The sequence below is a fragment of the Sphingomonas fuzhouensis genome, assembly GCF_034659795.1.
In the GTDB taxonomy this organism is placed as follows: domain Bacteria; phylum Pseudomonadota; class Alphaproteobacteria; order Sphingomonadales; family Sphingomonadaceae; genus Sphingomonas; species Sphingomonas fuzhouensis.
Genome location: NZ_JAXSQY010000003.1, coordinates 186,593 through 207,930 on the forward strand (window position 1 = coordinate 186,593; position 21,338 = coordinate 207,930).

The following is a 21,338-nucleotide window of genomic DNA, read 5'->3' on the forward strand; positions in this document are numbered from 1 at the left end:
CCCCTCGTTCCCCACGCCGAGGGCTTCTATGTAGGGTGGCAACGGGGATCAATAAGGAAGCGACAAGTTGCCGGAACGGCTATCTTCAACGCACGTGATTGTCTTTGCCAATGAAAAAGGTGGCACCGGCAAATCGACGACGGCGGTTCATGTCGCGATCGCGCTGGCCGCGAAAGGCGCGCGCGTGGCCTGTCTCGATCTGGATCATCGACAGCGGACGGTGGGCCGCTATCTCGACAATCGGGCCGAGACGATCAGGCGCACCGGGCACAAGCTGCCCATGCCGGTCCATGCGACGCATAGCAGCCAGACCGAGGAAGGGTTCGAAGAGCTCTGGTTCGGCCTGTCGCAGGATGCCGACTTCCTGATCGTCGACACGCCGGGCCGCGACGACCATTTCGCGCGGACGGCGGCGGCCTTGTCCAACACGCTGGTCACGCCGATGAACGACAGCTTCGTCGACTTCGACCTGATCGGACAGGTCGACCCGGAGACGTTCCAGGTCACGCGCCCCAGCTTCTACTCCGAACTGATCTGGGACGCGCGCAAGCAGCGGGCGCGCGCCGATGGCACCACCATCGACTGGGTCGTGCTGCGCAACCGGTTGCAGCATATCGAGGCGCGCAACATGCGCCGCGTGTCGGATGCGCTGGTCGACCTGTCGCGCCGGGTCGGTTTCCGCGTGATTCCGGGTCTTGGCGAGCGCGTCATCTATCGTGAGATGTTCCCCAACGGCCTGACCATGATCGACGCCAAGGAATTCGGCGCGATGGGCCTGGGCCATGTCGCGGCGCGGCAGGAGCTGCGCGAGATGATGGCGGCGCTGCAACTGCCCGAAGCATGGGCGGAACCGGGCGCAGCGACCGGCAGGAACGCGGCAGACGCCGCCGCATGAAATGGCTGATCGCGCTGGCGGTCATCTGGCTGGTGTGGCGCTACATGCCGCGTCCGACCAAGCCGAAACACGCGCCCCGTCTGCCCCGTGACGAGGCGGACGCGCTGGCGATCCTCGACCTGCCACCGGACGCGGATGCCGAGGCGATTCGCCAGGCGCATCGCCGCCTGATCGGGCAGGTCCATCCCGATCGCGGCGGCTCGGCCGATCTGACGCGGCGGGTCAATGCCGCGCGCGACCTGTTGCTGGCGCGTCGCGATGCCTGATCCTGGGGCTGAGCGGACGGCGCGAATCCATCCCACCGCGCTTCGCGAGTATGACGTGCGCGGCACCGTGCCCGAGACGCTGGACGAAGCCGCCGCCTATGCGGTGGGGCGCGGCTTTGCGACCCGTGTGCGGCGCGCGGGCGGCAGGCGGGTCGCGGTCGGGCGTGACGGGCGGATCAGCTCACCCGCGCTGGAAGCCGCGCTGGTCGAGGGGCTGACTGACAGCGGCGTCGATGTCGTGCGCTTGGGGGTCGGCCCCACCCCAATGGTCTATTTCGCCGAAGCGACGCTAGGGGTGGACGGTGCCGTACAGGTAACGGGCAGCCATAACCCCCGCGACGATAACGGCTTCAAGATGGTGCTGCGCCACCGTCCCTTTTTCGGCGAGGATGTGCAGGATCTGGCGCGCATGGCGGACGCGCGCGACTGGACCGAAGGAACCGGCCGGGTCGAGAGTGTCGACATCCTCGACCCCTATGTCGACCGGCTGGTCGCGGGTTATGCCGGGGGTGCGTATCGCATCGGCTGGGACTGCGGCAACGGCGCGGCGGGCCCCGTCATCGACAAGCTGGTCCAGCGCCTGCCGGGTGAGCATCATACGCTGTTCACTGATGTGGACGGTCATTTCCCGCATCATCACCCCGATCCGACGGTCGAGGCCAATCTAGACGCGCTCAAGGCCTTGGTGGCGGAGAGACGGCTCGATTTCGGATTCGCTTTCGACGGGGATGGCGACCGGATCGGCGCGGTCGATGGACAGGGCCGGGTCATCTGGGGCGACCAGATCCTCATGCTGCTCGCGGGCCCGACGCTCGCGGAGCATCCCGGTGCGCCGATCGTGGCGGATGTGAAGGCCAGCCAGGCGCTGTTCGACCATATCGAACGCCTGGGCGGACAGCCGGTCATGTGGAAGACCGGACACAGCCTGATGAAGACCAAGATGGTCGAAACCGCAGCACCGCTGGGCGGCGAGATGTCGGGCCATATGTTCTTTGCGGGCGAATGGTACGGCTTTGACGACGCGCATTACGCCGCGATTCGCCTGATCCGTGCGGCACATCTCTCGGGCCGCTCGATGACCGAATTGCGCGGGGCGATGCCCGTAATGGTCGATATTCCCGAGACGCGGATCACGGTCGCGGAGGCGGACAAGTTCGCCATCGTGACCCGCGTGGCCCACGCGCTGCGGGCCGCAGGAGCGACGGTCAACGATACCGATGGCGTCCGGGTGCGGACGGCGGATGGCTGGTGGCTGCTGCGCGCGTCGAATACGCAAGCCGCACTGACCGTCCGCGCCGAGGCGGCGGATGACGACGGGCTGGCGCGGGTGCTGGCGGAGTTGGACGGTTATCTCGCGGTCGAGGGCCTGCAGCGATAGCTTGCGGAGCAGCGAAGTTGTTCGCACAGAGGCGCAAAGGACGCGGAGAGGCCGCCCGTGCGATAGCGCCCGTATTCATTCAACGGCGATGATGATGCCGCATTCGCGGCAGGACCAGACACCTCTGCGCCCTCCGCGCCTCCGCGCCTCTGCGCGAACCCTATCGCCCGCCCGTTCGACCTGAGCGAAGAAGGCCAAGGGAATCAAAGAGGGCGGAGGCACGAGGCCCCCGCCCCGCGCGATCAGATATGCCCGATCATTTCCGACAGCACCTCCAGGCACGACACGCCCAGCCTGGCCGAGCGTTCGCCCGACCAGCCATGCACCGCGTCCGGGTTGGGATCATGATCCTTGAACGGCATTTCCAGCGTCACCGACACCGCACCGAACCGCTCGGCGAGCTGGTTGGTCGACATGGACAGGTTGGCATTGCCCGCACTCGCCTTTTCATAGCCCATCTGGGTCTGGAAATCGGGCGTGTGCGCGGCCAGGCGGCGGCCGAATTCATAGAATTTGGCGCCATGCTCTTCGGTCCAGCTGGGAATCCCCTCGAACCCGGCGATGAAGTTCGCCGGAATCGCCTCGTCGCCATGCACGTCGATCGCGAAGTCGACACCGGTCTGGTCCATCCGGTTGCGCACGCACAGCACTTCGGGGCTGCGCGCGGCACTGGGGGTATGCCATTCGCGGTTGAGGTTCACGCCCGCCGCATTGGTGCGCAGATGCCCGCGCCGCGTGCCGTCGGGGTTCATATTGGGCACGACATGGACGGTCGCCGCCGCCAGCAAAGGGGCCGCCACCGGGCTGGTCAGCCAGTCGAGCGCGCCTTCCATCCACCATTCGGCCATCGATTCGCCCGGATGCTGGCGGGCATAGAGCCACACCTGCTTCGGCCCCTCGCCGATCCGGAAATAATCGATCGCCTGGCCGTCCAGCGTCTGGCCGATTTCCTCGTGATGGACGCCCCTTGCCGCGATTCGCGCGATCAGGTCGTTGTGCCGCTCCATCGTATAGGGCTCGAAATAGGCGAACCAGGCAAGGTCCGACTCGCCCGTCCACTGCCATTCGATCACGCCATCGGCATAGGTGGTCGGCGTCATCCGCCAATCCTGCCGGTCGGTCGAGGCACGGACCTGATAGTTCGGCCAGCCATCGGGAAAGGCCGACCCCGCGCCGTTCAGGATACGGAAGGTCAGCGTCCGCCCCTTCGCGCCGCCGACCCGGAAATAGAACCACTGATAGAAGTCCGAATCCTTGTCGTTCACGATTTCCAGGTCGACCCGGTCGCCCTCGATCCCGATCAGGCGGATATTGCCGCTGTCGAACGCGGCATTGATGGTCAGCGTCATCGCCTTACTTCACCTCGATCGTGCGGCCCGATTCGCCGGGGAATTTGGTGAACAGCGCATCGGCCAGCTTGGCGGCCTGTGTCTGCGCATCGACCTTGGCGAGCGTCTCGACCGGCGCGATGTAGCGCGCGCTGCCTTCCCAGATCGGCGACTGGTCGGCGCGACGCTTGATCTGGACCGACAGCTCGGTGCCGATCAGCTCCTGCGGACGGCTCTTGCCGATCGGGAAGCTCACGCCCCCGCCCAGACCGACACCGCCGCCGCGATTGCCCGAGAAGCTGCCGCCGCCCAGCCCGATCGAGAAGGGCGACGGACGCGGCGGGCCAAGCCGGTTGGCGCGGGTGAAGGAGACGGTGGCGATATAATCCGGCTGCGCATCGCCCTGGGGCAGGGTGTAGCCGTTGCGCAGCAGCGCGGTCTCGACCGCGGCGGCATAGGTCTTGAACTCGATGCTGGCGGGGCCGGTGTTCGACAGCGGTTCGACCCGGACGGTCCCGCGCGCGATCGGCTCGCCCAGGTGATAGCGGATCACCTCGGTCGGCGGCAGGCGCCCGCCCGTGGTGGAACAGGCGGCCAGCGTACCGGCGGCGGCCGCGAGGATCAGGAGCGAGCGGGCTTTCATGGGTCGACGACACCTTCAAGGATGTTACGGATGGGCAACGCATGACATATGGGGGTTGATCCTGCGGCGGAAGAGGCCGTGTCGATCCTGACCGGGATGTCATGCCGAACCTTGACTTGAACGGTCATTGCCACTAGGCGGCGACGCTTTCCAGATCACCCTCCAGTTCAAAAGAAGCGAATCGATCATGAAGATCCGCAATTCCCTGAAGTCGCTCAAGGATCGTCACCGGGACAACCGCGTGATCCGCCGTCGCGGCCGCACCTATGTCATCAACAAGACCAACCGTCGGTTCAAGGCGCGCCAGGGCTAATCACCCTTGGGGCTGATCGAACAGGACGCGCCCGTGATTTCGTCCGGGATGCGTTCTGATCGGCCGACCGCCGTCATTTTCGACGTCGGTCGCGTACTGTACGACTGGAATCCCCGGATTCTGTATCGGCGCCTGATCGCGGACGATCGGGCGCTCGATGCATTTCTGCGGGATGTCGTCACGACCGAGTGGCATTTCCAGCATGATGCCGGACGCGACTTCGCCGACACCTCGGCGGAGCTGATTGCGCTATACCCGCAGCATCGCGAGCTGATCGCCGCCTGGGGCCCGCGCTTCGGCGAGAGCATCGGCGATCCGATTGCCGGGATGCACGAACTCGTCGGCGAACTGGACGCCGCGGGCGTGCCGTTGTTCGCGATCACGAACTTCAGCCATGAATTCTGGCCACCCTTCCGGGCGCGCGAATCGGCGCTGTTCGATCGCTTCCGCGACATCGTGGTGTCGGGCGACGAGAAGCTCGTGAAGCCCGACCCTGCCATCTATACCCTTGCGCTCAACCGGTTCGGACTGACGCCTGGGCAGGCGGTATTCATCGACGACAACCAGGCCAATATCGAGGCCGCCGCAGCGCTGGGCATCCATGCGCTGCACTTTACCGATGTGGCGACGTTGCGGCCGCAGTTGCGCGAACTGGGGTTGATCGCGGGCTGAACATTTACCGGGCCAGCGACGCCATCTGCGCCTGATTCGCCCGCGACGCTTCGGTTTCCAGCAGCATCGGGTCGAAATGATCCCCGACCATCTGATCGGTGACGATCACATTGGTCCCGACCGAGGTGATCGAAAACAGCTTCTTGGCAAAGGCGGCGGGCAACCGGATGCAGCCGTGCGAATCGGGGAAGCCGGGGTTGTTGCCCGCGTGGAGCGCCACCCCGTCCCAGGTCAGCCGCTGCATGAACGGCATGGGCGCATCATTATACAGGTTGCTGCGATGCATCTCGCGCTTCTGCAGGATCGGGAAGATGCCGACCGGCGTATCCTTGCCATCCTTGCCGGTCGACACCGAGGCGGCCGCGACCATCGTCTCGCCGCGATAGACATAGGCGCGCTGCATCGGCAGGCTGACCACCACCGTCACCGGCTGCGCGATCGGATCGACGGCGGCCATCTGCGGGTCGGCCCAGACGAAGCGATTCGGGGCGAGCGCGGCGGCGGCCTGCGCCACGGTGGCGGTGGCGGGGCCCTCTTCCGCCATGGCAGGCGCGGCCATTCCCAGCGTCGTCGCACCCAACAGGGCGGCAAAAGCGAAAGCCTTCATATCCCTTTTCCTTGGCGAGTTCACAAATTCTTAAACCCGTCAAGCGACAATTTGTGCCAAGCGAAAATTTTTGCAGTGAGACGGAACTTACGGCGAATCGATGGAACCAAGCGATCAACCGATAGGGGGCTGGGCAGAAAAATGGCCCATCATCTGCTATTTGGGAGTCGCGGGATTTCTGGGGTTGAAGGACCATAATGCACGATAATCTGGACGCGGCGCCGGGTCGGCGCGCGCTGTTGAAGAACGCGCTGGTGCTGGCCGGGGCATTGGCGATCCCTGGCGCGGCCAGCGCTCGGGGACGGTTGACGGCGGGCGATCTTCGCCCGGTGCGACAGCCACCGATCCCCAGCCGCCCGACCGTTCCGGCGGTGCCGCAGGCGATCCTGGCGTCGTCGCGGGTCGTCCGACCGGCGCTGCTGCGCCAGGCGATGGCCTCGCTGCAGAAGCATGGTTCGCAGGTCCGGCAGCGCGACCGGATGGCGATCGTCGATTTCGCGGTCGGCTCGTCCGAACCGCGCCTCCACCTGGTCGACCTCATCAGCGGCAAGAGCCAGTCGCTGCTCGTCTCGCACGGCAGCGGATCGGACCCGTCGCACAGCGGCTATGTCCAGCGCTTTTCCAATGCGTTCAACTCGAACGCCAGCAGCGAAGGTGCCTTCCTGACCGACAATTATTATGTCGGCAAACATGGCCGGTCGCAGCGTCTGATCGGGCTGGACCCGACCAACGACAATGCACTGGGCCGCGCGATCGTGGTTCACTCGGCCTGGTACGCCAATCGCGACATGATCCGCACCCACGGCATGCTGGGCCGCAGCCAGGGCTGTTTCGCGGTGGGCGAGAATGAGCTGGACCGCGTGTTCGCCAATCTCGGCCCCGGCCGGATGATCTACGCCGCCAAGGTGTAACTTCTCAAAATCCTCCCCTGCAAGGGGAGGGGGACCGCCGCGAAGCGGTGGTGGAGGGGTGTCCCCGCCGACCGTGACACCCCTCCGTCAGTCCTTCGGACTGTCACCTCCCCTTGCAGGGGCGGAAGGGAAACGAGATTGCGATCCCGGTTGCGCGCCGGTAAGCCCCCGATCCTCATGGTCCAGCCGCTTATCATCGCCGTCCCCAAGGGACGCATCCTGGCCGAGGCGCTGCCGCTGCTCGCCGCCGCCGGCATCCGGCCCGAACCGGCCTTCACCGACAAGGACAGCCGCGCGCTGCGCTTCGCCACCGATGTCCCCGGCATCGAGCTGATCCGCGTCCGCGCCTTCGACGTCGCCACCTTCGTCGCGCACGGCGCGGCGCAGCTGGGGATCGTCGGATCGGACGTGCTGTCGGAGTTCGGCTATTCGGAACTCTACGCGCCGGTCGATCTGAAGATCGGCCATTGCCGCATCTCGGTCGCCGAACCTGTCGCGATGGCGGAAAGCGATGATCCGCGCGGCTGGAGCCATGTTCGCGTCGCGACCAAATATCCGCACATCACCAGCCGCCACTTTGCTGCGCGCGGGGTGCAGGCCGAGTGCGTCAAGCTGAACGGCGCGATGGAGCTGGCCCCGACGCTGGGTCTGGCGCCGCGCATCGTCGACCTGGTGTCGTCCGGCCGCACGCTCAAGGAAAACGGACTGGTCGAGGTCGAGGTGATCGAGGACGTAACCTCGCGCCTGGTCGTCAATCGCGCCGCGATGAAGACGCGCGCACAGGTGGTGCCGCTGGTCGAGGCGTTCCGCCGCGCCGTGGCGGAAAGGGAAACGGCATGATCCGGCTGAACACGCAAGAACCGGGCTTTGCGGCGGCTTTTGACGAACTGGTCGACGCCCGGCGCGAGAGCGATGCCGATGTCGCGCGCGACGTGCAGGTCATCCTGCGCGCGGTCCGTGACGATGGCGAGGCGGCGGTGGCGGCCTTCACCAAGCAGTTTGACGGGCACGACCTGGCCGAGACGGGCTGGCGGATCGAACCGGCGGATTGCCGCGCCGCCTATGAGGCGCTGGAGCCAGAACTGCGCGCCGCGCTCGACCTCGCCGCCGCGCGCATCCGCGCCTATCACGAGAAGCAGAAACCGACCGACACCGACTATGTCGATGCGCAGGGCGTCCGCCTGGGCGCGCGCTGGACGGCGGTGGATGCGGCTGGAATCTATGTCCCCGGCGGACGGGCGGCCTATCCCTCCTCGCTGCTGATGAACGCGATTCCGGCCAAGGTCGCCGGGGTCGAGCGGCTGGTCATGGTCACGCCCACCCCGAAGGGTGAGATCAACCATCTGGTCCTCGCCGCCGCGCATCTGGCGGGGGTGGACGAGGTGTGGCGGATCGGCGGCGCACAGGCGATCGGCGCGCTGGCTTACGGCGCTGGCCGCATCCAGCGGGTCGATGTCGTCACCGGCCCCGGCAACGCCTGGGTCGCGGAGGCCAAGCGCCAGGTCTATGGCATGGTCGGCATCGACATGGTGGCGGGGCCCTCCGAGATCGTCGTCGTCGCGGACGGCAAGAACGACCCCGACTGGATCGCCGCCGACCTGCTGAGCCAGGCCGAGCATGACACCGTCACCCAGTCGATCCTGTTCACCGACGATGCCGACTTCGCGACCCGCGTCGCCGAGGCCGTCGACCGGCAGATTCCCGAACTGGCGACCGCCAGCGTCGCGCGCACCGCCTGGGACGCGAACGGCGCGATCATCGTGGTCGAGTCGCTGGAGGCCGCGATGCCGCTGGTCGACCGCCTCGCGCCCGAACATCTCGAACTCGCGGTCGACGATCCGCAGGGCCTGTTCGATCGTCTGCGCCACGCCGGTTCGGTGTTCCTGGGCCGCCACACGCCCGAGGCGATCGGCGATTATGTCGCGGGACCGAATCACGTCCTGCCGACCGGTCGCCGCGCCCGCTTCGCCAGCGGCCTGTCGGTGCTGGACTTCATGAAGCGGACGAGCTTCCTCGGCCTGAACGAGACGGCGCTGGCCGAACTGGGCCCCGCAACGGTGGCACTGGCCCATGCCGAGGGACTGCCCGCCCATGCCAGGTCGGTGGCGCTGCGGCTGCGATTGAATCGGTAAGCTCCCTCGCCCTGCCCCTCCACCATCGCTGGCGCGATGGTCCCCCTCCCCAAGCGAGCTTGGGGAGGATTTGGGGTTCGGCCCTTGGCCCTCACCCAAAAGGCGTGACGGATCGGTGACAGGCGCGTAAAGGCCCGCGCATGACTCGTCCCAACGCCCGTACCCAGGCGCGCGCCGCCGCGCGCCTTGCCGCCGTCCAGGCGCTTTATCAGCATGACATGGAGCAGACTCCGCTGGCGGCGCTGCTCCACGAATTTCACAATCACCGCATCGGCGCGACGATCGAAGACGTCGAATATGCCGATGCCGACACCGATTTCTTCGATGACATCGTCAAGGGCGTCCATGCCCGCCTGGGCGAGATCGATCGGATGGTCGAGGACAAGCTCGCCTCGGGCTGGACGCTGAACCGGCTCGACAAGCCGATGAAGGCGATCCTGCGCGCCGGGACCTATGAGCTGATCGCGCGCCATGACGTGCCGGTGGGCGCGGTCATCAGCGAATATGTCGATGTCGCCCACGCCTTTTACGAGAAGCGCGAATCGGGCTTCGTCAACGGCCTGCTCGACGCGATCGCCAAGGTCGCGCGCGCCTGATCCTGCCGCGATGACCGAGGCGGAGTTCATCGCCCGCTTGCGCCGGATGCCGCTGCATCCCGGTGCGCGCGGGCTGGTGGACGACAGCGCGGTGCTGGACGCTGCACCCCTGGTCGTCACCACCGACACGCTGGTCGAGGGCGTCCATTTCCTCGCCGAAGACCCGCCCGGCGATGTCGCGTGGAAGCTGGTCGCGACCAACCTGTCCGACCTGGCCGCCAAGGGCGCATTGGTCGAGGGGGTGATGCTCAACTATCCGCTGGGCGATGACGCCTGGGACCGCGCCTTTCTCGATGGGCTGGCGGCCGTGCTCACCCGGTTCGAGGCGCGGCTGATCGGCGGCGACACGGTATCGTCGCGCGGCCCCCGCACGCTGAGCCTGACCGCCTTCGGCCGCGATGCCGCCGCCCCCTCGCGGGACGGCGCGATGCCGGGCGACAGCCTGTGGGTCACCGGCACGATCGGCGACGCCGGGCTGGGGCTGGCGATCGCGCAAGGGAAAGCGGGCCCGGCGGCATTGCTGGGCGCCTATCGCCGACCGCAGCCGCGCCTAGCTGAGGGCCGCGCGCTGGCACCGCTGGTCCATGCGATGATGGACGTGTCCGACGGCCTGCTGATCGATGCCAGCCGCATGGCAGCGGCGAGCGGTCTGGGCGTCTCGATCGATCTCGACGCCATACCCTTGTCGGTCGAGGCGCGGGCGCAGGGCGGCGAGGATCGCACCGCGCGACTGGCCGCCGCGACGGCGGGGGACGATTACGAACTGCTCTTCGCCCTGCCCGCTGGCGGAGTGCCGCCGGTCTCGGCAACGCGCATCGGCTGTTTCGGGCCAGCCAAGGGCCTGTCGCTGAGCGATGCCGCCGGCCCGGTTCCGCTGCCTCCGCGACTGGGATTCGAGCATCAGGCCGAGCGCTGACCGCGCCTTGCCGAACCCACCCGCCGACCCCATATCATGGGTCGATTCGGTGCGCCTTTCCTTTTGACGCCTTTGCGGCTATGGCGGCGCCTCTTCTCCATACCCTATAACACGACGAACCGAGGTATTTTTTGGCCAAGGAAGAACTGCTCGAGATGCGCGGCCGCGTGGTGGAACTCCTCCCCAACGCGATGTTCCGCGTCCAGCTCGAGAATGATCACGAGATCCTGGGGCATACGGCGGGAAAGATGCGCAAGAACCGCATCCGCGTGCTGGTCGGCGACGAAGTGCTCGTCGAGCTGACGCCGTACGACCTGACCAAGGGCCGGATCACCTACCGCTTCAAGTGAGCGACCGGCCCCACATGCCGCTCGTCCTTGCATCCTCTTCCCCGCGCCGCCGCGATCTGCTGGCGCGGCTGGGAGTCGTGCCCGACCGAGTCGCCTCGCCCGATATCGACGAAGCGCCCCGCGCCGCCGAACTGCCGCGTGTGTACGCGCTGCGGCTGGCCGAGGAAAAGGCGAAAGCCGTGGACCGTGCCGAGGACGAGATCGTCGTCGCGGGCGATACCACCATCGCGCTGGGCCGTCGCATCCTGCCCCCCGCCGAAACGCAAGACGTGCAGCGCACGCTGCTGCGCCTGATGTCCGGGCGGCGGCATCATGCGCTGTCGGCGGTGTGCGTCATCGACGCGACCGGCAAGGTCCGCACCCGGCTGGCCGACACGATCGTCGCGTTCAAGCCGCTCTCCGAAGAGGAGATCGACGCCTATATCGCGTGCGGCGAGGGGCTGGGCAAGGCGGGCGGTTACGCGATCCAGGGTCGTGCCGAGGCATTCGTCCGCTTCCTGCAAGGGTCGCATTCGGGCGTGGTCGGCCTGCCCCTGTTCGAGACCCGCGCCCTGTTGAAAGCCGCCGGACTGCCGCTTGTCTGAATGGCTCTATGAGGCCGGGATCGGCGAGGCCCGCGCCGCGCTGGTCGCGAATGGCCGGATCGTCCAGGCCGCGATCGAGCTGACCGACACCTTGACCGTCGGCACGGTGGCCGAGGGGCGACTGGTCGAGCTGCTCCCCGGTCGACAGGGGCGGGTGACGTTGGCGCAAGGCGGCGACGTGTTGCTGGCACCGGTGCCCAAGGGGGTGACGCAAGGGGCCGCGCTGACCGTCATCGTCACGCGTGAGGCGATTCCCGAGCGCGGCCGCTCCAAACTGCCCAAGGCGCAGGTCGCACCCGAAAACGCGCGTCCCACCCCCGGCGCCGATCTGCGCGCCCGAATCACGGCGAGCGACGTTCCCGTCCGCGCGTTGCTGCCGCATCAGCCAGACGATCTGGAAGCGGCGGGCTGGTCCGAACTGCTCGACGAGGCGGTGACCGGCGAGATCGGCTTCGGCGCAGGCGTGCTGCGCATGACGTCCACCCCGGCGATGACGCTGTTCGACGTCGACGGCGCCCCCCCGCACGAACCGCTGGCGATCGCCGCCGCGCGCGCGGTGGGTGAGGCGATCCTGCGCCACGGCATCGGCGGGTCGATCGGCATCGACTTCCCCACGTTGGAGGGCAAGGGCCCGCGCCAGGCGGTGGCCGAGGCGCTCGACGCCGCCCTCCCCCTCCCTTTCGAGCGGACGGCGGTCAACGGCTTCGGCTTCCTCCAGATCGTCCGCCCGCGCCCGCGCGCGTCGATCCCCGAGCGTTTGGGCATCGACCCCATCGGCGCCCGCGCCCGTGCGTTACTGCGCCAATGGGAACGCGAGCCGCCCGGCCCCGCGCCCGTGCACCGGCTCTCCGGCTCCCTCTATGATCGCCTGATGGCGAATCCCGACTGGCGCGCGGAATGCGCGCGCCGCACGGGTCGCCCGCTGCAACTGGACCGTGACGCATGACCACCTGCCCGATCTGCGACAAGCCGACCGCCGCCGAACACGCACCTTTCTGCTCGCGCGGGTGCAAGGATCGCGACCTGCTGCAATGGCTGGGCGAAGGTTATCGCATTCCGCTCAAAGAAAATGACGAAGAGGGGCTGGACATGGGGCAGAGCCACCCGTAAAGGCACGCCTCCAATCGCAATCGCGGTGTGGGCCCAAGTAGCTCAGTTGGTAGAGCATGCGACTGAAAATCGCAGTGTCGGTGGTTCGATCCCGCCCTTGGGCACCATTTTCCTGACATTATTGGTGTAGCAAAGCCCGCTTCCCTTGCGCCCTCGATGACGCTGGGTCGCGGAGCGATGATTGCTGTCCGAGTTTGAGCTTGCCCATGTTCGCACGGGCCGGGCCCGCTAGCGGCTGGAACGCAGTCGAAACACTCTTCAAAGATGAAAAATTTTTCATATTGTGGTGCAGCTTTGCCACAGAGCCGCGCTATGTTTCCAATCTATGTAAAAATATTTCTAAATACGAGAATCTTGTGGTTTCCTGACCTCAGAAAACCAAAAGGGGGTTATAAATGCGAAACCATCTGCTTGCGGGTGCGAGCGTGCTTGCCGTGTTCACGGCTCAGCCGGTACTGGCACAGGCTCAGGATACCGGATCGACCACCCAGTCCACCGATGCGAAGACCTCGCAAAAGGACGCTGATGCTGTCGCCGATGTCGTGGTCACCGGATCGCGCATCTCGCGTCCCAACCTGGATTCGACCGTTCCGATCACGACTGTCGAGGGCGAACGCTTCTTCCAGACCGGTCAGGTGTCGATCGGCGACCAGCTGAACCAACTGCCGCAATTGGCCTCGACGTTCAGCCAGTCCAACTCGACCCGCTTCCTGGGCACGGCCGGCCTCAACCTGCTCGACCTGCGCAACCTCGGGCCGCAACGTACCCTGGTTCTGGTCAACGGACGCCGTCATGTCGCGGGCGATATCCTCAACTCGGGCGTCTCGGTCGACGTCAATACGATCCCGACCGATCTGATCGACCGCGTCGAGTTCGTCACGGGCGGCAGCTCGGCCGTCTATGGCTCGGACGCGATCGCAGGCGTGGTCAACTTCGTCCTGAAGAAGGATTTCGACGGACTGCAAATTCGCGGGCAGGGCGGCGTCAGCAGCTATAAGGACGCCGGATCGGAATTCGTCAGCGTGCTGGCGGGCAAGAACTTCTCGGAAGGCCGCGGCAATATCGCGATCAACGCGGAATTTGCCCATCAGAACCAGTATTTCGGCACCTCGCGCCCCTATCTGGCCCAGCAATCGCGCTTCGTGCAGGTCCTACCGGCCGGTTCGGGAACGGCCAGCTCGCCTGAAAACATCCTGTTCAATGACGTGCGCAACGCGTCCTACAGCACCACCGGCGTAGTGCGCTTCGGCGGCACCTCGGCGCTGAACTGTGGCACGGCGCCCAACGGCTCGTTCTACAACTGCCCCTATACCTTCACGCCCAACGGCAATCTGGTGCCAATCACCGGGCAGCGTATCGGCCTCGGTCCGACGGGGTCCTTCCAGGGCGGCAATGGCGACAATTTCCGCGACCGTAACCAGTTTCAGCTTCAGCCGCAGCTTGATCGCGTCAACCTGAACCTGATCGGTCACTATACCTTCAGCGATGCGTTCGAACCCTATGTCGAGGCGACGTGGTCGCATACCACCGTTTATGGTTCAGGCGCCAGCGGCCCGGCCTTCATCAACGGCACCTTCACTGGCGATCCGCGCGAACGGATCAGCATCAACAATCCGTATCTGACCGACCAGGCACGCGGCGTCATCCTGGCGAACAATCCCACCGCGACCAGCTTCGCCGTTCGTGAAGTCATGCTCGGCCTCGGCGTCCGGGCGGAACGCTCCTTCCGCGACACCTATCGCGCGGTGGCAGGCGTACGCGGCGATTTCTGGGATGGCTGGAACTATGACGTCTCGGCCAATTACGGCGAGTTCCAGGAAAAGACCAACATCCTGGGCAATCTGAACATCCAGCGCTTCCTGCTCGCCAATGATGCGGTACGCAACGCATCCGGCCAGATCGTCTGCCGTAGCCAGGTCAATCCTGCCGCGGCGGGCACCGACATGGCGGGCAATGCGTCCGTGCTGGCGGCCGACGTCTCGGCCTGCACGCCGATCAACGTCATGGGCGGCCAGTTCACCAACGCCCAGCGTGCCTATCTGCTCCAGAGCACGACTTCGGCAGGCAAGATCACCCAGTTCGACGTGACCGGCGCGGTGACCGGCAATCTGGACAAGCTTTTCACCCTCCCCGGCGGTTCGGTCGGCTTCTCGATCGGCGGTGAATATCGTCGTGAAACCAACTATTACCGCCAAGACCCGTTGGTCGAACAGGGCTATACCTTCTACAACTCCATCCCGACCTTCACCGCGCCTGCGCTGGCCGTGAAGGAAGCGTTCGGCGAAGTCCGCATTCCGTTCATCAAGGACGTGACCCTGCTGAAGGAACTGAGCGTCAGCGCGGCGGCACGCGTATCCGACTATAACACCAGCGCGGGCACCGTCTGGTCGTACAATGTCGGTGGCGACTGGCGCCCGGTCGAGGACATCCACTTCCGCGCAAACTATGCGCGTGCGGTGCGTGCGCCGAATCTGGGTGAGCTCTACACGCCAGCGGGTCAGAACTATGCGTTCATCTCCGACCCCTGCTCCGCCGACAACATCAATGGCGGTCCCAACCCGACCAATCGCGCGGCCAACTGCGCATCGGCGGGACGCCCGACCAACTATAATTTCCAATATTCCAACTCGCTCGCCTTCAAGAGCGGCGGCAACATCAACCTTCAGGCGGAAAAGTCCGATTCCTACACCTATGGCGTGGTGCTTCAGCCGCATTGGGTGCCGGGCCTGACGCTGTCGGTCGACTATTACAACATCAAGGTTCGCAACGTCATTTCGTCGCTGGACGCTCAGACGATCATCAACCAGTGCTATGATAGCGCAAGCCTGAGCAATCCTTATTGCGCGCTGTTCCGCCGCAACATGTCCGGCGGCACCGGCCCCAATGGCGAAGTCCCGTTCCAGATCATCGAAAACTCCCTGCTGGCCGCGTCGCTCAATTATGCGCAGCTGCGGGCTCGAGGTATCGACGCCGATCTGAATTATACCCACCAGATCGACGGTATCGGCCGTCTGTCGCTGGAACTGCAATATTCGCACCTGATCCAGCGGGACGACTATCTGAACCCGAGCGATCCGAGCTTCCGGACGCGGGTGCGTGGCAATCTGGGCGCGCCGATCGATCGGTTCGTGCTCAACACCGGCCTGAAGACCGGACCGGTCGAACTGGGATATCGCCTGCGTTGGAATGGTCGCCAATATGTCGGCGCATTCGAATATTATAACTCGCTCAACGGTAACCCGCCGAGCGATCCCTATTATGCCAATTACAAATATTACCCCGTCGTCGCGTATCACGACCTTCGCGTCGCGGTGAACGCCACCGACAAGTTCAGCTGGTATATCGGTGTCGACAATGTCACCGATCGCCATCCGCCGCTCGATACGACCGGCCTGGGTGGCGGCAGCGGGCTCTACGACGTACGCGGCCGTTACATCTATTCGGGCGTATCGGCTCGCTTCTGATCCTGCGATCAAGGAAGGCGTGCGGCAAACCAGCCGCACGCCTTTTCTTATGGATTACGGATAGCTGACGGTCTTCGGAATCTCCGGAATCTCGATCCGCTCCAGATCATCCCCCGGCACGGCCGGGAACTCGCGCGCGCGCCATGCCCGTTTGGCCTCTTCGATCCGTTCGCGGCGGGAGGAGACGAAATTCCACCAGACATGGCGCGGCGTGGTGAAGGCATCGCCGCCGCACAGCATCACCCGCCCGCCCTGTTCCGAGCGCAACGTCGCGGCAATGCCCGGCTTCAGGATGTAGAGCCGCTGCGGCTCCAGCTTCATGCCCTCCAGGCTCGCCTCGCCCAGCGCGCAATAGACGGCGCGTTCTTCGGCGGACGAATCGATGGGAATGCTCCCGCCCGGCTCCAGCGCGATGTCGGCATAGATGGTGCCTGCATAGGTCGTAGTCGGCGCACGCTGGCCCCACAGCTCACCCATGATGACCCGCGCGGTTGCCCCCTGCCCCTCGATCTCCGGCAGCGCGTCGGCGGGGATATGCTCGAAGGCCGGGTCGATTTCTTCCACCGCCTCGGGCATCGCCAGCCAGGTCTGGATGCCCGACAGTGTCGGTCCCTGCGGCCGCATCTCGCTGGGCGAGCGTTCGGAATGGACGATGCCGCTTCCCGCCGTCATCAAATTCACCGCGCCCGGCTCGATCACCAGATCGCTACCCAGCGAATCGCGGTGCCCGATCGCGCCGTCGAACAGATAGGTGACGGTCGACAGGTTGATATGCGGATGCGGCCGCACGTCGATCCCCGAACCGGGCAACAGCTGCGCCGGACCCATCTGGTCGAAGAAGATGAAGGGGCCGACCATCGTCCGCTCCTTGTTGGGCAGCGTGCGATGGACCTTGAACCCGCCCAGATCGTGGCTGGAGGGTTGCAGGGTGCGCAGCAGGAAATCGTCAAACATGGCTTTGCTCCGTGGGCGTCGGCTCCGTGGCGTCGAGCAGCGCGATCAGATCGGTCGGGAAATAGGGTTCGGTGTGCGCGGCCAGTTCCTCGCGGGTGAACCAGCGCCAGCTTTGCATCACCCGCTGTTCCAGCGCGGTATGGCCTGCGCCGTTCACTTCATGCGCGTCGATATCGACACGGAAATAGCGTTCGTCGGCCTCGACCTCGACACCCTCGATGGTGCGGAACGCGACCTGCCGCCGCGCGACCTGTGGCCCGCAGTCGCGGTCGAGCCCGGTTTCCTCATGGAGTTCACGGCGCGCGGCGTCCTCATAGCTCTCCCCCGGATCGACCGCGCCACCGGGCGTGCACCAGAAGGGCGGCCGGTCATCGGGGGTGAAGCGGAACATCAGGGTCCGGCCCGCCCCATCCACCAACAGGATGCGCGCGGCGGGACGGGGTATACGGGTCATTCGGAATCAAGCTCCGGATAATGGCGGAAAATTCCGTCCTCATTGAACGCCTGTCGCCGGTCGCTGTCCAGATAGGCGGCGATGCCGGGCAGCGTCTTTACCCGGTCATGAAGCGCGATCAGCGCCGGATAGTCGCTCTCGATCGCCGCCATCCGCCTGGGGAACATGTAGCGCAGCCCCGCGACCAATTGGAACAGCGAGGTATCGACCGGCGACCAACGCCCGCCCGCCATCCAGTCGCGGTCGCCCAGCACCTGTTCGAAATAGCCGAGGAATTTGGGGATGCGCTCGTCGCGAAACTGTGCGGCTGCACGGGCGGCCTCGGGTTTCTGTTCGTGATAATAGGCCATCATCGCGACCGGGTGATGGACGTTGTGCACCTCGGCGACCATGTCGCTGATCGTCAGTTGCAACTGGTGGAGCCAGACACGGTCGCTCACCGGCGCGAGATCGTGCCGCTCGGTCAGCCAGTGGAGGATGTTGGCGACCTGGGCGATCGCCTGGCCCTCGGCGCGGAGATAGGGCGGTGCGAAGGGCGGACGTTCGCCCTTTTCCATATCGGCGAGCAGCGCCTCTGCCCCCTCCTCCACGCCCCGGTCCCGGTAAGGCAGACCTGCGGCCTCCAGCGTCAGCCGGACGAACGCGCCGCGTCCCGGCAGGCCGGGCCAGTACCACAGGTCATAGGACATGTTATTCTCCGGGGGCTTTCGCGCTGATCGCCAGCGCATGGATGCGCTCGGACAACAGATCGGCGAGCGCGTGGTTCACCCGGCGCTGGCGGGCGACGCGCGATTCCCCGGCGAACAGGGGCGATTCGACGATGACGCGGAAATGGCTCTCGCCGGTACCGTCATCGCCCAGATGGCCGCGATGCATCGCGCTTTCGTTGATGACCTCGAGATGGGTGGGGGCCAGTGCCTCGGTCAGGCGGGCGGTGATCTGGTCGGCGACAGGGGCGGTGGTGATATCGGTCATGGCCCCTATATAGACGGTTTTTCGGGACAAGCGGATAGCAGTGGCGCGTCGGTCGAGCAGCGATACCCCAAAGGACAAACCCGGCGCGCGTTTCCACGGCCGCGTCGAGAATAGCGAGCGCGCGTGCGATCACGCCGGTTGCGCCGAAGCGGGCGAGTTCCGCGCCCCCCCGGCCGCGGGCACGCGCAACGGCGACGGGCCAGGCCAGTTCCGCTGGTTCTGCCTGGAGCATGTCCGCGCGTTCAACAGCCGATATAATTTCTTCGACGGCATGAGCGCGGACGAGATCCACCGCGCCCAGCGCCCCTATGCGGGCTGGGAGCGCGAGACGCGGGCCTTTGCGCAAGGGGGCACCGATCCGGGACCCCGCTGGGCCGATTTCTCCGATCCGCTGGATGCCATCGCCGCGCGCTATCGCCGCGAGGCTGCGCCCGAGCGCAGCGACGGCAAGCCGCTGTCGGGGCAGGATCGCGAGAGCCTGAAGGTGCTGGGCCTGGAGGCGAATGCGGACCGGAGCGCGCTACGGCGGCGGTACAGCGAGCTGGTGCGGCGCTATCATCCCGACCGCAATGGCGGCGACCGGAGCCACGAAGGGCGGCTGCAAAAGGTCATCGCGGCCTATCAGCAACTGCGTCAAGCACCCGCCTTCGCGTGACCCCTTTTCCTCCCCTGCAGGGGGAGGGGGTGTTCGAGCTTTGGTCTGCCCCCGGCAGACCAAAGCTCGAACACGAAGCTGGTGGAGGGGTATCCCCGCTGATGGTGACACCCCTCCGTCCGTCCTACGGACTGCCACCTCCCCTTGCAGAGGAGGAATTTTAGTTGCGCGGCCCGACCAGCCCGAATCGCGCGCCCTGCGGATCACGCGCCGATAGCGAATAGTCCCCGCCCGGAATCTCCATCGGTCCGAACTCGATCGTGCCGCCCGCGTCGGTCACCCGCACCGCCGCCGCGTCGATATCGTCCACCGCGACATAGAAATGCCAACCCGGCTCACCGCCCGGCGGGCATTCCATCAGCGCGCCCAGCACGACCGGCCCATCGGCCAGGAAGCGATATTCGCCCAGCTCACCCATCGGCATCCCGCCCTGATGGCTCCAGCCGAAATGCCGCCCGAAAAAGGCCAGCGCCCGGTCGGGATCGCTGGCGATGCGCTCGTTCCAGACGACATGGCCGGTCGCCGGGTCGGTGCCATGCGGGACGAACGCCCGCGACGGCCGCGCATCCTGCGGCGCCATGATATAGAAGGGGGCGCCCAGCGGATCGGCCGCCAGCGCCATCCGTCCCACCCCCGCCATGGTCCAGGCGGGCATCAGCACCTGTCCGCCATCCTCGACGATCGCGCCCAGCGCTTCGTCGACATCGACGACGGGCAGATAGCCCAGCCATACCGACTTGCCGGGCGCGCCCTCGGGCCGCTGCATCAGGCCGCCGATCGCTTCGCCCTCCGGCGTCGCGACGATGCGGTAATCCAGATCGGGAATACCGCTGTCACCGACCTGCCAACCGATCACCGCACCGTAAAAAGCCTGCGCCGCCGCGACATCGTCGGTCAGCAGTTCGTACCAGATGAAATTCGCCATCACCCCTGCCCCTCCGCAGATTCCGCACGATTTTAGAAGCTGTTAGCCTGCACCCAATCCTCGAATCACAGGGGCGAGGATGACCGCGAAGCCTGGCCGGCGCAACCGCTCCGCTTGAGCCGAACGGCCATCTTCCTGCGATCCTTGCCATTGAGTAGGGAGCCGCCCTTGGCCTAAGGCGTTGAGCGACGAGACGAGGGCCTGATGACCAACATCCCGAATACGCTTCCCGACAGCCGCGATACGACGATTCTCGATGCACCCGACAAGATGGTGTCGGTGCGCGACCTGTTCGGCATCGACACCGATATGGAGGTGCCCGCCTTCTCCGAGGCCGATGAGCGCGTCCCCGATCTCGATCCCGCCTATGTGTTCGATCCCGACACCACGCTGGCGATCCTGGCCGGTTTTGCGCACAACCGCCGCGTGATGGTGCAGGGCTATCACGGCACCGGCAAGTCCAGCCATATCGAGCAGGTCGCCGCCCGCCTCAACTGGCCGTGCATCCGCATCAACCTGGACGCGCATATCAGCCGCATCGACCTGATCGGCCGCGACGCCATCGTGCTCAAGGACGGGCAGCAGGTCACCGAGTTCCGCGAGGGCCTGCTCCCCTGGGCGCTCCAGACGCCGACCGCGCTCGTCTTCGACGAATATGATGCAGGGCGCCCCGACGTGATGTTCGTGATCCAGCGCGTGCTGGAAACCGAGGGCAAGCTGACCCTGCTCGACCAGAACCGGGTCATCCGCCCGAACAAGTGGTTCCGCCTGTTCGCCACCGCCAATACGGTGGGTCTGGGCGACACCAGCGGCCTGTATCACGGCACGCAGCAGATCAACCAGGGTCAGATGGACCGCTGGAACATCGTGGTCACGCTCAACTATCTGCCCGCCGCCACCGAGGCGCAGATCGTGCTCGCCAAGTCGGGCGAATATGACAAGCCCGACGGCAAGCAGCTGGTCGAGAATATGGTCCGCGTCGCCGACATGACGCGCAAGGGCTTCATCAACGGCGACATCTCGACCGTGATGAGCCCGCGTACGGTCATCACCTGGGCGCAGAACACGCTGATCTTCGGCGATCCGGGCTTTGCCTTCCGCCTGTCGTTCCTCAACAAGTGCGACGAGAATGAGCGCGCGCTGGTGGCGGAATATTATCAGCGCGTGTTCGGCAAGGACCTGCCCGAAAGCGTCGTCGGCCGGGCCTGAT

25 protein-coding genes and 1 tRNA gene are annotated in these 21,338 nt (G+C 65.9%); 18 read left to right on the forward strand and 8 right to left on the reverse strand.

All coding sequences use genetic code 11. The features are described from left to right. The first annotated feature begins 67 nt into the window (after positions 1–67). The 3 genes from U1H82_RS09050 to pgmG are packed head-to-tail and all read left to right on the forward strand — an operon-like array spanning position 68 to position 2,539. A complete protein-coding gene (locus tag U1H82_RS09050) occupies positions 68–895 on the forward strand; it encodes a division plane positioning ATPase MipZ (RefSeq protein WP_322964603.1) in 828 nt (275 codons plus the stop codon). After that, complete coding sequence (locus U1H82_RS09055) at positions 892–1,161, forward strand: DnaJ domain-containing protein (protein ID WP_322964604.1); 270 nt, start codon at positions 892–894, stop codon at positions 1,159–1,161. The genes U1H82_RS09050 and U1H82_RS09055 overlap by 4 nt, the downstream gene beginning before the upstream one ends. Further along, positions 1,154–2,539: a phosphoglucomutase/phosphomannomutase PgmG gene (gene pgmG, locus U1H82_RS09060; protein WP_322964605.1), complete on the forward strand. Its 1,386-nt coding sequence runs from the start codon at positions 1,154–1,156 to the stop codon at positions 2,537–2,539. The genes U1H82_RS09055 and pgmG overlap by 8 nt, the downstream gene beginning before the upstream one ends. A 242-nt stretch (positions 2,540–2,781) precedes the next feature. Here pgmG and U1H82_RS09065 read toward each other — a convergent pair whose 3' ends face one another. Then, positions 2,782–3,888 carry a M14 family metallopeptidase gene (locus tag U1H82_RS09065; RefSeq protein WP_322964606.1) on the reverse strand — a complete coding sequence of 369 codons (1,107 nt, stop codon included), beginning with the start codon at positions 3,886–3,888 and terminating at the stop codon, positions 2,782–2,784. Between the two features lie 4 nt (positions 3,889–3,892). Then, complete coding sequence (locus U1H82_RS09070) at positions 3,893–4,510, reverse strand: DUF4136 domain-containing protein (protein ID WP_322964607.1); 618 nt, start codon at positions 4,508–4,510, stop codon at positions 3,893–3,895. 187 nt (positions 4,511–4,697) lie between these two features. Here U1H82_RS09070 and ykgO point away from each other — a divergent pair, with 187 nt between their 5' ends. Both ykgO and U1H82_RS09080 read left to right on the forward strand, forming a co-directional pair. Next, entirely contained in the window at positions 4,698–4,823 is a 126-nt protein-coding gene (gene ykgO, locus U1H82_RS09075; protein WP_003046794.1) for a type B 50S ribosomal protein L36, read from the forward strand. A 48-nt stretch (positions 4,824–4,871) separates the two neighbouring features. Then, positions 4,872–5,495 (forward strand): HAD family hydrolase, encoded by a 624-nt coding sequence (locus U1H82_RS09080; RefSeq protein WP_322964608.1) that lies wholly within the window; start codon positions 4,872–4,874, stop codon positions 5,493–5,495. Positions 5,496–5,499: 4 nt separating this feature from the next. On the opposite strand, the gene U1H82_RS09085 is transcribed toward U1H82_RS09080, so the two are convergent. Then, positions 5,500–6,102, reverse strand: a complete 603-nt coding sequence (locus U1H82_RS09085; RefSeq protein WP_322964609.1) for a L,D-transpeptidase family protein — start codon at positions 6,100–6,102, stop codon at positions 5,500–5,502. 197 nt (positions 6,103–6,299) lie between these two features. On the opposite strand from U1H82_RS09085, the gene U1H82_RS09090 reads away from it, so the two are divergent. The 11 genes from U1H82_RS09090 to U1H82_RS09140 all read left to right on the forward strand — a co-directional run bounded on the left by U1H82_RS09090 (position 6,300) and on the right by U1H82_RS09140 (position 16,165). Further along, positions 6,300–7,013, forward strand: a complete 714-nt coding sequence (locus U1H82_RS09090) for a murein L,D-transpeptidase catalytic domain family protein (protein ID WP_322964610.1) — start codon at positions 6,300–6,302, stop codon at positions 7,011–7,013. 177 nt (positions 7,014–7,190) lie between these two features. Then, entirely contained in the window at positions 7,191–7,853 is a 663-nt protein-coding gene (hisG, locus tag U1H82_RS09095) for an ATP phosphoribosyltransferase (protein WP_322964774.1), read from the forward strand. Beyond that, on the forward strand, positions 7,850–9,145 hold the full coding sequence (hisD, locus tag U1H82_RS09100) for a histidinol dehydrogenase (RefSeq protein WP_322964611.1): 1,296 nt from the start codon (positions 7,850–7,852) through the stop codon (positions 9,143–9,145). Before hisG ends, hisD begins: the two co-directional genes overlap by 4 nt. A gap of 140 nt (positions 9,146–9,285) precedes the next feature. Beyond that, positions 9,286–9,741: a transcription antitermination factor NusB gene (nusB, locus tag U1H82_RS09105; RefSeq protein ID WP_322964612.1), complete on the forward strand. Its 456-nt coding sequence runs from the start codon at positions 9,286–9,288 to the stop codon at positions 9,739–9,741. A gap of 10 nt (positions 9,742–9,751) precedes the next feature. Continuing rightward, positions 9,752–10,657: a thiamine-phosphate kinase gene (gene thiL, locus U1H82_RS09110; protein ID WP_322964613.1), complete on the forward strand. Its 906-nt coding sequence runs from the start codon at positions 9,752–9,754 to the stop codon at positions 10,655–10,657. Positions 10,658–10,788: 131 nt separating this feature from the next. Next, positions 10,789–11,007: a translation initiation factor IF-1 gene (infA, locus tag U1H82_RS09115; protein WP_007403889.1), complete on the forward strand. Its 219-nt coding sequence runs from the start codon at positions 10,789–10,791 to the stop codon at positions 11,005–11,007. Positions 11,008–11,021: 14 nt separating this feature from the next. Next, a complete protein-coding gene (locus tag U1H82_RS09120) occupies positions 11,022–11,591 on the forward strand; it encodes a Maf family protein (protein ID WP_322964614.1) in 570 nt (189 codons plus the stop codon). Further along, entirely contained in the window at positions 11,584–12,537 is a 954-nt protein-coding gene (locus tag U1H82_RS09125) for a ribonuclease (RefSeq protein ID WP_322964615.1), read from the forward strand. Before U1H82_RS09120 ends, U1H82_RS09125 begins: the two co-directional genes overlap by 8 nt. Further along, complete coding sequence (locus U1H82_RS09130; RefSeq protein WP_322964616.1) at positions 12,534–12,701, forward strand: DNA gyrase inhibitor YacG; 168 nt, start codon at positions 12,534–12,536, stop codon at positions 12,699–12,701. Before U1H82_RS09125 ends, U1H82_RS09130 begins: the two co-directional genes overlap by 4 nt. A gap of 31 nt (positions 12,702–12,732) precedes the next feature. Beyond that, positions 12,733–12,808: transfer RNA gene (locus tag U1H82_RS09135), tRNA-Phe, on the forward strand. Between the two features lie 288 nt (positions 12,809–13,096). Continuing rightward, positions 13,097–16,165, forward strand: a complete 3,069-nt coding sequence (locus U1H82_RS09140) for a TonB-dependent receptor domain-containing protein (protein WP_322964617.1) — start codon at positions 13,097–13,099, stop codon at positions 16,163–16,165. A 54-nt stretch (positions 16,166–16,219) separates the two neighbouring features. On the opposite strand, the gene U1H82_RS09145 is transcribed toward U1H82_RS09140, so the two are convergent. Genes U1H82_RS09145 through U1H82_RS09160 form a run of 4 tightly spaced genes read right to left on the reverse strand, consistent with a single transcriptional unit; the run spans position 16,220 to position 18,548 of the window. Then, the gene (locus tag U1H82_RS09145; protein ID WP_322964618.1) at positions 16,220–17,119 is read right to left on the reverse strand and encodes a pirin family protein; all 900 of its coding nucleotides are present in this window, start codon (positions 17,117–17,119) and stop codon (positions 16,220–16,222) included. Beyond that, positions 17,112–17,573 (reverse strand): NUDIX hydrolase, encoded by a 462-nt coding sequence (locus tag U1H82_RS09150; protein ID WP_322964619.1) that lies wholly within the window; start codon positions 17,571–17,573, stop codon positions 17,112–17,114. Before U1H82_RS09150 ends, U1H82_RS09145 begins: the two co-directional genes overlap by 8 nt. After that, complete coding sequence (locus tag U1H82_RS09155; RefSeq protein WP_322964620.1) at positions 17,570–18,262, reverse strand: glutathione S-transferase; 693 nt, start codon at positions 18,260–18,262, stop codon at positions 17,570–17,572. The genes U1H82_RS09150 and U1H82_RS09155 overlap by 4 nt, the downstream gene beginning before the upstream one ends. 1 nt (position 18,263) lies before the next feature. After that, on the reverse strand, positions 18,264–18,548 hold the full coding sequence (locus U1H82_RS09160; RefSeq protein ID WP_322964621.1) for a BolA family protein: 285 nt from the start codon (positions 18,546–18,548) through the stop codon (positions 18,264–18,266). A gap of 40 nt (positions 18,549–18,588) precedes the next feature. Here U1H82_RS09160 and U1H82_RS09165 point away from each other — a divergent pair, with 40 nt between their 5' ends. Then, complete coding sequence (locus U1H82_RS09165; RefSeq protein WP_322964622.1) at positions 18,589–19,203, forward strand: J domain-containing protein; 615 nt, start codon at positions 18,589–18,591, stop codon at positions 19,201–19,203. Between the two features lie 160 nt (positions 19,204–19,363). Here U1H82_RS09165 and U1H82_RS09170 read toward each other — a convergent pair whose 3' ends face one another. Then, the gene (locus U1H82_RS09170) at positions 19,364–20,128 is read right to left on the reverse strand and encodes a VOC family protein (protein WP_322964623.1); all 765 of its coding nucleotides are present in this window, start codon (positions 20,126–20,128) and stop codon (positions 19,364–19,366) included. A 204-nt stretch (positions 20,129–20,332) separates the two neighbouring features. Between U1H82_RS09170 and cobS the strand changes: the two genes are divergently transcribed. After that, entirely contained in the window at positions 20,333–21,337 is a 1,005-nt protein-coding gene (gene cobS / locus U1H82_RS09175; RefSeq protein WP_294269930.1) for a cobaltochelatase subunit CobS, read from the forward strand. The last annotated feature ends 1 nt before the right edge of the window (position 21,338 follow it).

What these genes read in the sequence shown, in the direction of transcription:
- hisG (WP_322964774.1), top strand. Translation starts at nt 7,191, where the DNA reads ATGGTCCAGCCGCTTATCATCGCCGTCCCCAAGGGACGCATCCTGGCC.
- U1H82_RS09160 (WP_322964621.1), bottom strand. Translation starts at nt 18,548, where the DNA reads ATGACCGATATCACCACCGCCCCTGTCGCCGACCAGATCACCGCCCGC.
- U1H82_RS09080 (WP_322964608.1), top strand. Translation starts at nt 4,872, where the DNA reads ATGCGTTCTGATCGGCCGACCGCCGTCATTTTCGACGTCGGTCGCGTA.
- U1H82_RS09130 (WP_322964616.1), top strand. Translation starts at nt 12,534, where the DNA reads ATGACCACCTGCCCGATCTGCGACAAGCCGACCGCCGCCGAACACGCA.
- ykgO (WP_003046794.1), top strand. Translation starts at nt 4,698, where the DNA reads ATGAAGATCCGCAATTCCCTGAAGTCGCTCAAGGATCGTCACCGGGAC.
- U1H82_RS09170 (WP_322964623.1), bottom strand. Translation starts at nt 20,128, where the DNA reads ATGGCGAATTTCATCTGGTACGAACTGCTGACCGACGATGTCGCGGCG.
- U1H82_RS09155 (WP_322964620.1), bottom strand. Translation starts at nt 18,262, where the DNA reads ATGTCCTATGACCTGTGGTACTGGCCCGGCCTGCCGGGACGCGGCGCG.
- U1H82_RS09120 (WP_322964614.1), top strand. Translation starts at nt 11,022, where the DNA reads ATGCCGCTCGTCCTTGCATCCTCTTCCCCGCGCCGCCGCGATCTGCTG.
- U1H82_RS09090 (WP_322964610.1), top strand. Translation starts at nt 6,300, where the DNA reads ATGCACGATAATCTGGACGCGGCGCCGGGTCGGCGCGCGCTGTTGAAG.
- U1H82_RS09065 (WP_322964606.1), bottom strand. Translation starts at nt 3,888, where the DNA reads ATGACGCTGACCATCAATGCCGCGTTCGACAGCGGCAATATCCGCCTG.
- U1H82_RS09145 (WP_322964618.1), bottom strand. Translation starts at nt 17,119, where the DNA reads ATGTTTGACGATTTCCTGCTGCGCACCCTGCAACCCTCCAGCCACGAT.
- nusB (WP_322964612.1), top strand. Translation starts at nt 9,286, where the DNA reads ATGACTCGTCCCAACGCCCGTACCCAGGCGCGCGCCGCCGCGCGCCTT.
- thiL (WP_322964613.1), top strand. Translation starts at nt 9,752, where the DNA reads ATGACCGAGGCGGAGTTCATCGCCCGCTTGCGCCGGATGCCGCTGCAT.
- U1H82_RS09140 (WP_322964617.1), top strand. Translation starts at nt 13,097, where the DNA reads ATGCGAAACCATCTGCTTGCGGGTGCGAGCGTGCTTGCCGTGTTCACG.
- U1H82_RS09150 (WP_322964619.1), bottom strand. Translation starts at nt 17,573, where the DNA reads ATGACCCGTATACCCCGTCCCGCCGCGCGCATCCTGTTGGTGGATGGG.
- hisD (WP_322964611.1), top strand. Translation starts at nt 7,850, where the DNA reads ATGATCCGGCTGAACACGCAAGAACCGGGCTTTGCGGCGGCTTTTGAC.
- pgmG (WP_322964605.1), top strand. Translation starts at nt 1,154, where the DNA reads ATGCCTGATCCTGGGGCTGAGCGGACGGCGCGAATCCATCCCACCGCG.
- cobS (WP_294269930.1), top strand. Translation starts at nt 20,333, where the DNA reads ATGACCAACATCCCGAATACGCTTCCCGACAGCCGCGATACGACGATT.
- U1H82_RS09085 (WP_322964609.1), bottom strand. Translation starts at nt 6,102, where the DNA reads ATGAAGGCTTTCGCTTTTGCCGCCCTGTTGGGTGCGACGACGCTGGGA.
- U1H82_RS09055 (WP_322964604.1), top strand. Translation starts at nt 892, where the DNA reads ATGAAATGGCTGATCGCGCTGGCGGTCATCTGGCTGGTGTGGCGCTAC.
- U1H82_RS09070 (WP_322964607.1), bottom strand. Translation starts at nt 4,510, where the DNA reads ATGAAAGCCCGCTCGCTCCTGATCCTCGCGGCCGCCGCCGGTACGCTG.